General features: G+C 71.2%; 9 protein-coding genes. 4 read left to right on the top strand and 5 right to left on the bottom strand.

The features are described from left to right. Window positions 1–169: 169 nt before the first annotated feature. Window positions 170–748, top strand: coding sequence for a hypothetical protein (locus tag QNA08_RS13945; protein ID WP_283741335.1), 579 nt, complete (start codon window positions 170–172; stop codon window positions 746–748). Window positions 749–755: 7 nt separating this feature from the next. Here the strand turns inward: QNA08_RS13945 and QNA08_RS13940 are convergent, their stop codons facing one another. Next, window positions 756–1,646, bottom strand: coding sequence for a metallophosphoesterase family protein (locus tag QNA08_RS13940; protein ID WP_283741334.1), 891 nt, complete (start codon window positions 1,644–1,646; stop codon window positions 756–758). A gap of 445 nt (window positions 1,647–2,091) precedes the next feature. Here QNA08_RS13940 and QNA08_RS13935 point away from each other — a divergent pair, with 445 nt between their 5' ends. After that, the gene (locus tag QNA08_RS13935; protein ID WP_283741333.1) at window positions 2,092–2,580 is read left to right on the top strand and encodes an NUDIX domain-containing protein; all 489 of its coding nucleotides are present in this window, start codon (window positions 2,092–2,094) and stop codon (window positions 2,578–2,580) included. Between the two features lie 40 nt (window positions 2,581–2,620). On the opposite strand, the gene QNA08_RS13930 is transcribed toward QNA08_RS13935, so the two are convergent. Continuing rightward, window positions 2,621–3,610 carry a glutathione S-transferase family protein gene (locus QNA08_RS13930; RefSeq protein ID WP_283741332.1) on the bottom strand — a complete coding sequence of 330 codons (990 nt, stop codon included), beginning with the start codon at window positions 3,608–3,610 and terminating at the stop codon, window positions 2,621–2,623. 217 nt (window positions 3,611–3,827) lie between these two features. Here QNA08_RS13930 and QNA08_RS13925 point away from each other — a divergent pair, with 217 nt between their 5' ends. Then, complete coding sequence (locus tag QNA08_RS13925) at window positions 3,828–5,339, top strand: GGDEF domain-containing protein (RefSeq protein WP_283741331.1); 1,512 nt, start codon at window positions 3,828–3,830, stop codon at window positions 5,337–5,339. Window positions 5,340–5,352: 13 nt separating this feature from the next. Here QNA08_RS13925 and QNA08_RS13920 read toward each other — a convergent pair whose 3' ends face one another. After that, a complete protein-coding gene (locus QNA08_RS13920) occupies window positions 5,353–6,600 on the bottom strand; it encodes a multidrug effflux MFS transporter (RefSeq protein ID WP_283741330.1) in 1,248 nt (415 codons plus the stop codon). A gap of 394 nt (window positions 6,601–6,994) precedes the next feature. On the opposite strand from QNA08_RS13920, the gene QNA08_RS13915 reads away from it, so the two are divergent. Further along, window positions 6,995–7,507, top strand: a complete 513-nt coding sequence (locus QNA08_RS13915) for a GNAT family N-acetyltransferase (protein ID WP_283741329.1) — start codon at window positions 6,995–6,997, stop codon at window positions 7,505–7,507. 27 nt (window positions 7,508–7,534) lie between these two features. Here the strand turns inward: QNA08_RS13915 and QNA08_RS13910 are convergent, their stop codons facing one another. Then, window positions 7,535–9,613: a hypothetical protein gene (locus QNA08_RS13910; protein WP_283741328.1), complete on the bottom strand. Its 2,079-nt coding sequence runs from the start codon at window positions 9,611–9,613 to the stop codon at window positions 7,535–7,537. Between the two features lie 9 nt (window positions 9,614–9,622). Beyond that, window positions 9,623–12,427: a DUF4159 domain-containing protein gene (locus QNA08_RS13905; RefSeq protein ID WP_283741327.1), complete on the bottom strand. Its 2,805-nt coding sequence runs from the start codon at window positions 12,425–12,427 to the stop codon at window positions 9,623–9,625. Window positions 12,428–12,429 lie beyond the last annotated feature (2 nt).

The raw sequence follows: 12,429 nt of genomic DNA, 5'->3' as shown, positions 1-12,429 counted from the left end.
TTCCTTCTTCTCGATGCGGGGCGCCTTCTTGATTCGCGCCGCCCCGGTCCTCATTCTCTCAACGGTGTTCCGCGGTGTCGCACGGCCGGGTGCTCCGGGCGCGCCCGAGGCATTCGGGCGGGGGCCCGCCGCGCCCGGACAGCATGGCCAACCTGAGCGGGGATGCAACATGGCCACGACCTCCGCATCGCGTCCGCCGCCCGCGGCCAACGACCTGCGCAGCGCCATCCGGCGCGCGCGTCTGGAAGACGCCGGGCGCACGGACGTGGTCACCGATCTGCGCGCGGCGGAACTGGCCAGGCTCGAAGAGCTTGCCGAGCGGCTGGACCCCGTCTTCGCTGCCGTGCCCGGCGACATCGACCTCTTCGACCATGGCATCGTGCCCGGCGAACGGCCGCGGCTCTATGTCGATCTTCTCGCCTTCGTGGAGATGGAGCGCGATCGGCACGGCTACCGCCTCCTCGTCGACACGCGCCACGGCCGGCAGCTGATGGCCGCGAGCGACGACCCGGAGGTGATCGTCGCCGCCGTCACGGACTATGTCGCCCGCCGCCTCGTCGAGCGCGAGAAGGCGCTCGCGGCCGGGCGCCGGGCGCAGGTCGCGAGAGGCTCGCGACCGCACCCAGCGGCGGGCGCCGATCCGGACCACCGCTACGGCGAGGGCGACATGCTCTTCGCCACGGTCATGGGCGCGCTCGCCGGTGCTGCCGCGTTCTATGCCGCGGTCTGGTGGCGACTGCTGCCGTGAGCAGGCTTCAGCTGTCGAGCGCCATCTCGCCGAGGTCGCCGATCGTCTTCCCGTCCGGGAGGAGGCCGCGCGTGCGCACCTTGATGGCGGAGCGGGTGCCGTCCGGTTCGATCGACACGAGATGATAGCCGGCGCGATGCGTGAAGGCGCCGCGCACGGCCGAGGCCGAGGGCGCGCCGAGCACCGGCACGTCGCCCTCCGGCCCGCGCAGCTTGATGAGGGAGGTGCGGTGGTTGTGCCCGTGCAGCACGATCTCGGCGCCGACCCGGCCGATGGCCCGCTCGAAGGCCTCGGCGTCGGTGAGCTGGCGGCCGATCTTGGCGCCGCCGCGATAGGGCGGGTGGTGCAGCATGACGACGCGGCAGAGCTTCTCCTCGCGCAGGGCGGCGAGCAGTTCCTCCATGCGCGCCACCTGCTCCGGCCCCAGCGTGCCGCTCGCCACGAAGGGCAGGGTCGGCACGGCCGAGGACAGCCCGACGAAGGCGATGCCGTCGCGCCGGCGGACGTAGGGAAAATGGCTCTGGGCCGCGCCGTCGCCGGTCATCCAGGCGCCGAGGCTCGCGCCGAGCGGCTTGAGCGAGCCGCGCACATAGGCGTCATGATTGCCGGGGACGAAGCTCACCCGCTCCGGGGGGCCGAGGCGTTCTAGAAAGGCGCGCGCCACGGGAAATTCGGCGGTGAGCCCGATGTTGGCGACGTCGCCGGTAAAGGCGATGTGGTCCGGCTCCTGGGCCGCGAGATCGGCAAGGATGCGGTCGAGCACGCCCATGTCGTGCGTGCTCTTGCGGCCGCGACGCCAGTTGACGTAGCCCGTCAGGCGCTTGCTCATCAGCTCGCGCATGCGCGGCTGTGGCAGCGGGCCGATATGCGGGTCGGAGAGATGGGCGACGAGTACCATGGGCGCCCGCAAGAGAGCATCATGCGGGGGCGGACGCAATATGCCCGCCCGCGGGTCCGGCGGACCGTGGCGCGCGGTGCCTCGTCAGGACGACTGGGATCGCCCCCGGGTGCCGCGCCGCCGTGAGCGCGGCCGAGGCTCTGTCCCAAATGCGCGTCAGTACTGCGCGTGGGGAATGAGTTCCGAGACGAGATGCGAATCCTCGAGCTTGAGGGCAGGCCGCCAGACATAGCCCGAGGCGCGCGACAGGCGGGAGAGGATGAAGGTGAGGAGCATCGCTGTGTTATCCTTTCGTCGGATGCCCCTAGGTGAGCCCGCATTGAGGCAAAGCTGCGACGGATGGGCCGAGCGCATGCAGTGCGGCCATGCACACAGTGCATGAATGCTGCCCTTGTTTGGGCGGGCAACAGGCGTTTCGGCGAGTGATGGCGAGGAGGGTTGCGTCATGAGCTGGGCGGAGCGGGCGATCAATGCTGTGTCGATGCCGGTCGTGCGCCGCGTCATGCATTTTTATTGGCGCTTCGCCCGCGGCATGACGCTGGGCGTGCGGGCGGCGGTGCTGGACGACGCCGAGCGGGTTCTGCTCATCCGCCACACCTACACGAAGGGCTGGCATCTGCCAGGCGGCGGCGTGGAGGTCGGCGAGACGATGCTCGACGCCTTGAAGCGCGAGCTTCGGGAGGAGGTGCACGTACGCCTCACTGGCGAGCCGGTGCTGCACGGCCTGTTCTTCAATCCGCAGGGTTCGCGGCGGGACCACGTCGCGGTCTATGTCGTCAGGGATTTCGAGCAGCTTCGGCCGAAGCTGCCGGACCACGAGATCGCCGAGATCGGCTTCTTCCCCCTCGAAGGCCTGCCGGAGGGCACGACGCGCGGCACCCGCGCCCGTCTCATCGAGATCATCGACGAGGAGCCGGTGTCACCGGTGTGGTGAGGCCGGGGGGCGGAGCTGCCGCCCGGGGGGCGCGCCTCGCTCAGGCCGCCTTCGGCAGGAGGCCGCGGTCGTGCGGCGCGTCGAGATCGAGCTCGGGCCCGAGCGGCACGATTCCCGTCGGATTGATGGTCCTGTGGCTCTCGTAATAGTGCCGCTTGATATGGGTGAAGTTCACCGTCTCGGCGACGCCCGGCACCTGATAGAGCTCGCGCAGGTAGTGCGACAGGTGCCGGTAGTCGGCGATGCGCTTCAGGTTGCACTTGAAGTGGCCGACGTAGACGGCGTCGAAGCGCACGAGTGTGGTGAACAGCCGCCAGTCGGCCTCCGTCAGGCGCTCGCCAGCGAGGTAGCGCCGGTGCGACAGGAGGTCGTCGAGGTGGTCGAGCGCCGCGAAGAGGGCGGTGACGGCTTCCTCGTAGGCTGCCTGCGTCGTGGCGAAGCCCGCCTTGTACACGCCGTTGTTCACGCTGTCGTAGACGAAGGCGTTGATGCGGTCGATCTCCGGGCGCAGCGCCTCGGGATAGAAGTCCTCCCGCGCGTCCGTGAAGACGGCGAAGGCCGCGTTGAACATGCGGATGATTTCCGACGATTCGTTGCTGACGATGGTGCCGCGCTGCTTGTCCCACAGCACCGGCACGGTGACACGGCCGGTATAGCGCGGGTCGGCCTTCACGTAGATGTCGGCGAGACGCCGAGCGCTGTTCACCGTGTCCGGGATGGTGCCCTCGCTGTCGCCGAAGACCCACCCCTCGCCGCCCATGAGGGGATCGACAACGGAGAGTGACACGACCTCCTCGAGCTTCTTGAGCTTGCGGAAGATCAGTGTGCGGTGCGCCCAGGGGCAGGCTAGCGACACGTAGAGATGGTAGCGCCCGGCTTCCGCCTTGAAGCCGCCTTCGCCGCTCGGCCCGGGTGACCCGTCGGCGGTGACCCAGTTGCGGAAGGCGGATTCCTTGCGCACGAAGCGCCCACCCGCGCTGTTGGTGTCGTACCACCGATCCTGCCAGACACCGTCTACGAGAAGTCCCATGGTCCATCCCTTTGGCTGCGGGGGAGGGCCGTGCCACATCTCCCCTCCGCTTCTCGATCTAGGTGCGCCCGGGCGCGGGCAAAACCCGGCAAGCGTGAGTTTGCGCCCATGCCTGCGCCGGCGGGGAGGCCGCACGCCGGCCCTTCGCCGCCGATTCTGCCCGTGCTGCGCGATTCGCGTTAACGTCGCAATCAGAAGGCCTGGGTACTGTGGTGCCATGCAGCGCGACCAGCTTTCCCCCGTCAGCGGCGAGTTCATCGACAGGGCACGCGAGACGGCGTTCCAGGCGGAGCGCCTGCCCGAGACCATGCGTCACGGCCGCCTGCTGCTGTTGTGGTCGGTGGGGCTCAACACGCTCTTCTTCCTGAGCGACTGGCGCTTCTTCGGCGAGCCGCACTTCTGGGTCGCCATTCCCGCGCGCGCCGTCGTCGTGGCGATCTCGCTGCTGTGCTTCGTCGCGCTGCACCGGGCCCGTGACTTTCCACGGGCGCAGGCCGCGCTCGTCACGTGGGAATGGATCAACGGCGCGGCGGTCGCCGTGCTCGTCACCTCCCGCAGCGACATCGCGCTCTTCGTCGTCGTCATGCTGCCGGCGATCTACTACATCGTGGTGCCGACCTCATTCCGCTGGACCGTGCTCGGCGGCGGTGGCTGCGGTGTGATGCTGCTCGTCGGCTATCTCGCGCCCGTGCCCTATTCGTCGACGACGCTAGGGCTGGTCCTCGCCATGCTGATGCTCAACCTCGCCCTGCTTCTGGTGGTGGTGCGGTCGAACCGCCTGCGCCGCCTCGAATGGGCGGCCACGCAGGCGGAGCGGCGGGCCAAGGACGAGCTGGCGGAGAGCCGCCGCATGGTCGAGAAGATGCTCATGGCCGTGCCCGTCCCGCTCCTCGTCACGGCGCGGGCGGACGGGCGCCTCATGATGGTCAACGATGCAGGTCTCGCCTACTTCGGCGGCGATCCGGACAAGCTCGGCATCAAGTCGGTCGAGGAACTCTACGTCGATCCGGCACGGCGGATGGACCTCATCAACGCGCTGGCGCGCGACGGGCGCGTCAGCGGTTTCGAGACAGCGGTGCGCCTTGCCGACGGGTCCGTGCGCGACGTGCTGGTGGCCGCCACCGCCCTCGATGTCGGTGGCACGCCCTGCGTCATCGCCGGCGTCGTCGACATCACCAACCGCAAGGCCATGGAGCTCAACCTGGAGCGTCTGGCGACGACGGATCCCCTGACGGGCCTCGCCAACCGGTCGCGCTTCTTCGCGCTTGCGGCGCGCGAGATCGAGCGCGCCAGGCGCTACGGCCGGCCGCTCGCCGTGCTCATGGTCGACATGGACCATTTCAAGCGCATCAACGACACCTGGGGCCACGAGGTCGGCGACCTCGTGCTGCGTGCCTTCGCAGATCTCTGCCGTCGCACCCTGCGGGACAGCGACGTCGTCGCCCGCTTCGGCGGCGAGGAATTCGTGCTCCTGCTGCCGGAGGCCGATCGCGCCAGCGCGCTCGCCGTGGCCGACCGGCTGCGCATCGGTGCGGAGAGCCTCGCGCCCGCCGGCGCGCCACCATCACTGCGCGTCACCGTGAGCATCGGGCTGTCGGCGATCCACGCGGGCGAAACCGCGCCAGACGCGGCGCTCGTGCGCGCCGATCGGGCCCTCTACGCCGCCAAGAAGCACGGGCGCAACCGCGTCGAGGAATACGACCCGGCCCTGCTCGACGACGTGGCCTGAGCTGCGGGCTCCCTCAGGTTCCCGGCGCCTCGTGATGCGGCACGAAGAGGCGGCCGCTCTCGGCCCACAGCACGACGAGCACGGCGACCGCGCTCAACGCGAGATAGCCGAGGGACAGCGGCACCACCGTGCCGTCGAAGGCCTGGCCCACGACCATGCCGAGGCTGGTGCCCAGGAGGATCGTGTAGAAGCCGATGAAGGAGGACGCGGTTCCGGCGACGGCGCCGAGCGGCTCCATCGCCATGCTGTTGAAGTTCGGCATGATCAGGCCGAAGAGGAACTGGGCGGCGGCGAGCAGGAAGCCGAAGAGGAGGAGCGGTGGCGCGCCGTCGAAGGCGAAGGCCGCGACGCACAGCACCGCCGACACCGCCGCGAAGCCACACAGGCCGGCATGCGACAGGCGGCGCATGCCCAGCCGCCGTACGAGGCGGGCGTTGACGAAGGAAGCCACGCCCATCACGGCCGCGATCACGGCGAAGGCCGCCGGAAACCAGGGGCCGAGCCTGAAGACGCTCGTTTCGAAAATCTGCTGCGCCGAGCTGATATAGGCCATGAGGCAGCCCATCATCAGCGCCACCGCCGTGGAATATCCGAGGCTCGCCCGGTCGTTGACGCTCATGCGGATGGCAGCGGCGATGGCGCGCGGGGACAGGGCGCGTCGGTATTCGGGATGCAGCGTCTCCGGCATGCGCAGGCCGAACCACGCCGCCACCACGAGCGCGAGCGTCAGCATGCAGGCGAAGATCAGGCGCCAGCTGCCGGCGAGCAGGATGAGGCTGCCCATCACCGGTGCCACGATCGGCACCGTGATGAAGACGATCATGGTGAGCGACATGACGCGCGCCATCTCGCGCCCCTCGTAGCGGTCGCGCACGATAGCGACGGCGAGCACGCGGGCGGCGGCCGCGCCCATGCCCTGCACCGCGCGCGCCGTGAGCAGCATCGGGAAGGTCCAGGCGATCATGGCGAGCGCGGTGCCGGCGGCGAAGACGGCGAGGCCGAGCATCAGCACCGGCCGGCGCCCGATGCTGTCCGACAGCGGGCCGTAGACGAGCTGCATGAGGCCGAAGCCCATCATGTAGCTCGTGACGACAAGCTGCAGCTCGTTGTCGTCGGCGATGCCGAAGCCCGCCTGGATCGGACCGAAGGCCGGCAGGAGATTGTCGATCGACAGGGCCGTCAGCCCCATCATCAGGCCGATGAGGGCGACGAACTCGCCGAAGCTCGGCGCCCGCGGCGACCGTGCGAGAGGCTGGTGCATAACCGTCCAACTTTCACTGACGTTCGGCCGCACGGCGGAAAATGCAAAATGCCCGCCGACGAGGCGGGCGCGACCGTCCGGTAACCGATTCGTATGGCAACGGATTTTTCTACTTTTACGCGATCGGCGGTGTCGCGCAGCCCTCCTCGAAGCATCCCCGCCATGCCGTGGACGCAGCGCGGGGAGCGTGCTAGAGGCGAGGCCGCTTCACGACGCGCAGCGGGCGGGAACATCCTTGCTGGTCAGGCACACGGAACGACGACGAATGAGCCGCGCCCCGATTGCGCGTGGCCGCGCTCGCGCCTGAGACTAGGGGCGGGCCGCAGGCAGCGGTCGGGCCGCGCGTGACCGCCCGACAGCCGCCAGCCCCCATGCGAAAGTCCCCGTCGTCGCCATGACCGACCTCAAGCTCACCATTCGCCGCGAGCTCCCTGCCGACTCGGCCGCCATCGAACGCCTGCACGAACGCGCCTTCGGCCCCGGCCGCTTCGCGCGCACGGCCTTTCGCCTGCGCGAGGGCGTCGACCATGTGGCGGACCTGTCCTTCACTGCGCTCGTCGGCACGCTCATCGTCGGCTCGGTGCGCGTCGCGCCGATCCGGGCGGGGAGCCTGCCGGCGCTGGTCCTTGGGCCGCTCACGGTGGAGCCCGCCTTCATGGACCGCGGCATCGGCGCGGCCCTCATGCGCGCCTCCATTGAGGCGGCGCGCGCCGCGGGGCACAAGCTCATCCTCCTCGTCGGCGACGAGCCCTACTATGCGCGCTTCGGCTTCCGCCCCGTGCCGCAGGGTCGGCTGGAGCTGCCGGGGCCGGTGGACCCGCGCCGCTTCCTCTACCTTGAACTCGAAGCGGGCGCCCTCGACGGCGCGAAGGGGCCGGTGCTCGCCGACGCGGGTGCCGGTCGCTGAGGCGGCAGGCGCCGACGGGGAGGGTTCCTAGTTGCGTTGCGACCTCCGGCCGCCTTCCACGCTCCAGGCCAGGAGCACGCTGCCCGCGAGAACCGCGAGGCCGGCGAAGCCGAGGCCGAGCGGGAAGATGGCGACGCCGCGCACCACGGCGCTGTCCGACGGGCGGATGCCGATCCAGTCCGCGCCGGCGAAGCGCGAGCCGGAGCGCATGGCCAGCAGGCGCGGCACGGTCACGCTGGTTCCGGCCTCGACGCGGCGTACCGAGCCGCCGGTCGCCCCGGCCAGGGGCGCCAGGCGCTCGGTGTCGCTGAACACGTCCGCGAGCTCGCGCGGGTTCTCCGGGCCGATGTTGACGAAGGCCGTGAGGCTGCCGCTCTGCAGGCGGTAGAGGCCCAGCTCGCGCGCCGGCGTCACGGCGCTGAAGAGGCCCGGCCGCGTCGCCTCGAGCGCGAGCGAGGACTGCGTCCCGCTCGGCGCGACGAGCGTGACGGGGGCGGGATTGTCGCCCATCGTCTGCCGCTCGACGACGATGTCGCGGCCGCGGGCGCTGGCGCGCAGCGCCTCCTCCTCGAGCTCGGGCTCCTTCATGAGCCAGTGGGCGAGCCGGCGCAGCAGGTCGAGATGCGGGCCGCCATTGCGGAAACCGCGTGCCCACAGCCAGGCGTGGTCCGACAGGAGCATGGCGATGCGCCCCTTCTCCTCGCGCACGAGCACGAGCAGCGGCCGGTCCTGCACGCCGCTCATCACCGCGGTGCCGGTCTGCACGCGCGCGCCGAGAAGGCGCAGCCACTCGCCCCACGCCGGCGGGTTCTGCTCGCTGCCGGGCAATTCCCGCGTCACCGGGTGGCGCTCCCCGGGGGCAGTGATGCGCGCCTGATAGGGCTCCTCCAGGATGCGGCCGTCGGGGGCCGCCGGCAGGATCGCGCCGAGGGAGGTGCGCGCCAGGCTCAGCGAGCCGGCGAACTCGGGCCCCGCCGCCACCATGAGGGCGCCGCCCTCGCGCACGTAACGCACGATGTTGTCGTAGTAGACCGAGGGCAGCACGCTCTGGTTGGCGTAGCGGTCGAAGATGATGAGGTCGAACTCCTTGATCTTCTGCTGGAAGAGCTCGCGCGTCGGGAAGGCGATGAGCGACAGCTCGTTGATCGGCGTGCCGTCCTGCTTCTCCGGCGGGCGCAGGATGGTGAAATGCACGAGGTCGACGTTGGCGTCCGATTTGAGGAGGTTGCGCCAGGTCCGCTCGCCGGCGTGCGGCTCTCCCGAGACGAGCAGCACGCGCAGCTTCTCGCGGATGCCCTCGATGGTCACGACCGCCCGGTTGTTGGCCGTGGTGAGCTCGCCGGGGAGGGGATCGACCTCGATCTCGACGACGGTCGGGCCGCCGTGCTCGATGTGCACCGGCAGTGAGATCGGCCGTCCCGTCGCGACGTCGAGCGTGCGCAGCATCTGGCCGTCGCGGCGCAGGACGAGCCGGGCACGGCCGTCGCCGCCCCGCTCGGCGACCTCGACCCTGATGGTCTGGTCCTTGCCCACGAGGCCGAAGCGCGGCGCCTCGACAAGGGCGATGCGCCGGTCGCGCTCGTCGCGGCTGCCGGTGACCAGGGCATGCAGCGGCGCCTTGAAGCCGAGCGCGGCCACGTCCTTCGGGATGTCATGCACGACGCCGTCGGTGAGCATGATCACACCGGCGATGCGCTCCGCCGGCACGTCCGCCAGGGCCTCGGCAAGCGCCGCGAAGGCCCTCGTTCCGTCCCCTCCGCCTTCGCTGTCGGTCACGTCCACGAAGCGGGGCTCAACGTTGCCGAACGTCGCGAGGCGGCGTTCGAGTTCGGCGCGCACGGCGTCGGTCTGGGCACGGCGCGGCCCAAGCGTCTGCGAGGTCGATCGGTCGACGACGACCGCCACGATGTCCTTCACTCTCTCCCGATCCTCGCGCAGCAGCGAGGGGTTGGCGAGGGCGGCGACGAGGCAGGCGAGCGCGAGCGCGCGCAAGAACGCCGGCGCGCCGCGAGCGAGGAAGGCGACGACGGCCGCAAGCCCGGCGAGAGCGGCAAGGCCCCAGAGGATCTCGGTCGCCACGAGGGGAGAGAAGCCGATCGACAGCATCGCCCCCTCCTATTGTCCGAGCCGCTCGAGCAGCGCCGGCACGTGCACCTGGTCGGCCTTGTAGTTGCCGGTCAGCGCGTACATGACGGTGTTGATGCCGCCGCGGAAGGCGAACTCGCGCTGGCGCGGGTCGCCGCCGAGCGTCGGATAGAGCGGCTCGCCGCGCGGACCCACGGCCCAGGCGGCGGCGAGGTCGTTCGACGTGATGATGACAGGCGTCACGCCGTCGCCGGCGCGTGCCGGTCGGCGCTCGCCCTCCGGCACGGGCGGCAGCGCCTCCACCCAGGTCTGGCCCGTGGCATAGCGTCCGACGAGATTGTCGATGAGATAGAAGGCCTTGGTCAGCACGTGGTCATGCGGCACGGGCTCCAGCTCGGGGATGTCGAGCGTGGCGAGCATGCGCCGCAACTGCTGACCCTCCGGCGTCTGGGCGCCGCCGGGCCTGAGGGAGATGGCGTCACGCGTGTCGAAGATCACCGTGCCGCCGTTCTTCATGTAGGCATCGAGGCGGCGCAGCGCCGCGTCCGAGGGCAGGGGGCGCCCGGCCACCACCGGCCAGTAGAGCAACGGATAGAAGGCGAGTTCGTCCCGCGCCGGGTCGACGCCGATCGGTTCGCCGGGTTCGAGGGCCGTGCGGGCGCTGAGCGCCTGGCTCAGGCCGGCGAGCCCCGCGCGGCTGATGGCATCCACCTGCGCGTCGCCGGTCACCACATAGGCGAGGCGCGTCACCAGGGCGGAATCGATGTCCTCGCGGCGGAGAGGCGGCAGATCGTCCGCCGCGCGCGCCGCCTCCGGCGGGCCGGCGAGCGCCACGGCGAGGAGGGCGAGACCGGCGATGCCGCCGCGCGTCACCTTGCGCGTCAGGGCGGCGAGATGGCCGCCGAGGGCAAGCGCGAGCAGGGTGTCGAGCGCGAGGAGGACGAGCGCTGCGACGAGCAGCGGGGCGCGCAGGTCGATGCTCTGCGCCGCCGCGATCGGCGCCAGCGCAGCACCCAGGGGAGCGAAGTCGATCGCACTCGGACGATCCTCAGCGGCAAGCGCGTTTACCGCGACGAGGGATTCGTTCGGCCCGTAGAAGCCGGGCGGGTGCTCCTCGCTGGCGCGACCGGAGAAGCTGCGGGCGACGGGCTTGGCGGTGGCCGGCGGCGTGCGGAAGGCGCCGAAGCCGTCGAGCGTGCGCTGCGGCGCCACCGTCTCGGTGCGCGCGCTGCCGTTGCCGTCCGCCACCTCCGCCGGCTTGCCGGCGAGGGCGACGACGCGGCGCAGCATGTCGACGAAGACGCCCGAAAGGGGCAGGCTCGACCAGGTGGGATCGGCGGTGACGTGGAAGAGCACGACAAGGCCGCTGCCGCGTCGCTCCGCCGTCACCACGGGCGTGCCGTCGGCGAGCGCCGCCCAGGTCTTGTCGGCGAGCGTGCCGTCGGGCTCGGCGAGGATCTGCCGGCGCACGCTGATCTCGCCCGGCGTGGCAAGTCCGGCGAAGGGGCTCTCGGCCGGGAAGGGGGCGAGCGTCTTCGGCGTCTCCCAGGAGAGCGTGCCGCCGAGGCTGCGCCCGCCGCGCCGCAGGCGCACCGGCACCAGCGCATCATTGGCGGCGGCGAGTCGTGTGCCCGCGAAGCGGATGAGCACGCCCCCCTCCTCGACGAAGCGCGTGACGCGCTGCAGCGTCTCGCGATCGAGAGCGCCGACGTCGGCGAGCACGAGCACGGAGGTCGTCTCGTCGAGCAGCGTCTCCACGGCTTCCGCCACGCCGCCGCGCGGCTCGCGCAGGTCGGCAAAGGGCAAAAGGGCGCGCGCCACGTAGTAGGTCGGCGAGAGCAGCGGCTGAGCGGTATCCGCCGTTGCGCCGGAGACGAGGCCGACGCGCCGACGCTTGCCCTTGTCGTCGAGCAGCCAGACGGCGCCGGCCGAATTCTCATCGGCGACCTCGATGCGTGCTGCCGCATTGCGCATTTCGACCGGCAGCACGAAGCGTGCGGACGCCTCGGTCGCACTGCCGGCAAAGGAAAAGCGCGTCTCCGCGAGCGGCAGCCCCTTGAGGTCGACCGCACGCAGGGTGCCGACATCGCGGCCGTTCGCCTCCGGGCGCAGGACGCGCACGTCGAGGCCGCCGGCTGTGTTCTCCGCGCCGGCAAGGGTAAGCGGCTCCGCCCGCGGCCGCTTGTGCACGGTGACCGGGTGTTCACCCTTGAGGGCGGCGAGCTCGGTGACGAAGCCGGCGCCATCACCGAAGCTCACGCCATCGCTCACCCAGACGATCTCGGCGTCTGGCTGCGCGGCGAGGAAGCGGCCAATGGCGGGGAGGTGGGCGCGCCGGTCGGGCGCGTGGGGCGATGGCGCGACGGCGCGCAGCCGCTCGAGCGCCGTCCCCGGATCGAGGAGGGCGATATCGCCGGCCCGCTCGCCCGTGGCGACGAGCGCGACGGCGCGTCCGTCGCGCTGGGCGGACCCGATATGGTCGGCGACGAGGGCCACTCGCTCGCGCCAGTCGCGGGCGGAGGCGAAGCCGGAATCGAGGACGAGGAGCAGCGGGCCGTCCCGGCGCGCATCGGCGACGCGCGGGTTCCAGACCGGCCCCGCGGCGGCGAGAATGAGCAGGGAAGCGACGAGGAGGCGCAGCAGCACCAGCCACCAAGGCGTGCGCGCCGGTGTCTGCCGCCTTGGCAGGATGTCGGCGAGGATGCGCAGCGGTGGGAAGGCGATGCGCCGAGGCTGCGGCGGCGTCACGCGCAGGAGGAGCCAGATCGCGGGCAGCGCCGCAAGCGCCAGGAGCACGAGGGGAGCGGCGAAACCGAGGGGGAGGCCAGCCAGCATGG

The sequence above is a fragment of the Chelatococcus albus genome, from assembly GCF_030067675.1.
Classification (GTDB): Bacteria; Pseudomonadota; Alphaproteobacteria; order Rhizobiales; family Beijerinckiaceae; genus Chelatococcus_A; species Chelatococcus_A albus.
Note: the sequence above shows the minus strand (reverse complement) of the source record. Positions and strands in the feature narration are given on the sequence as shown.

Coding starts and splice junctions, on each gene's coding strand:
- QNA08_RS13945 (WP_283741335.1), top strand. CDS start 170: ATGGCCACGACCTCCGCATCGCGTCCGCCGCCCGCGGCCAACGACCTG.
- QNA08_RS13940 (WP_283741334.1), bottom strand. CDS start 1,646: ATGGTACTCGTCGCCCATCTCTCCGACCCGCATATCGGCCCGCTGCCA.
- QNA08_RS13935 (WP_283741333.1), top strand. CDS start 2,092: ATGAGCTGGGCGGAGCGGGCGATCAATGCTGTGTCGATGCCGGTCGTG.
- QNA08_RS13930 (WP_283741332.1), bottom strand. CDS start 3,610: ATGGGACTTCTCGTAGACGGTGTCTGGCAGGATCGGTGGTACGACACC.
- QNA08_RS13925 (WP_283741331.1), top strand. CDS start 3,828: ATGCAGCGCGACCAGCTTTCCCCCGTCAGCGGCGAGTTCATCGACAGG.
- QNA08_RS13920 (WP_283741330.1), bottom strand. CDS start 6,600: ATGCACCAGCCTCTCGCACGGTCGCCGCGGGCGCCGAGCTTCGGCGAG.
- QNA08_RS13915 (WP_283741329.1), top strand. CDS start 6,995: ATGACCGACCTCAAGCTCACCATTCGCCGCGAGCTCCCTGCCGACTCG.
- QNA08_RS13910 (WP_283741328.1), bottom strand. CDS start 9,613: ATGCTGTCGATCGGCTTCTCTCCCCTCGTGGCGACCGAGATCCTCTGG.
- QNA08_RS13905 (WP_283741327.1), bottom strand. CDS start 12,427: ATGCTGGCTGGCCTCCCCCTCGGTTTCGCCGCTCCCCTCGTGCTCCTG.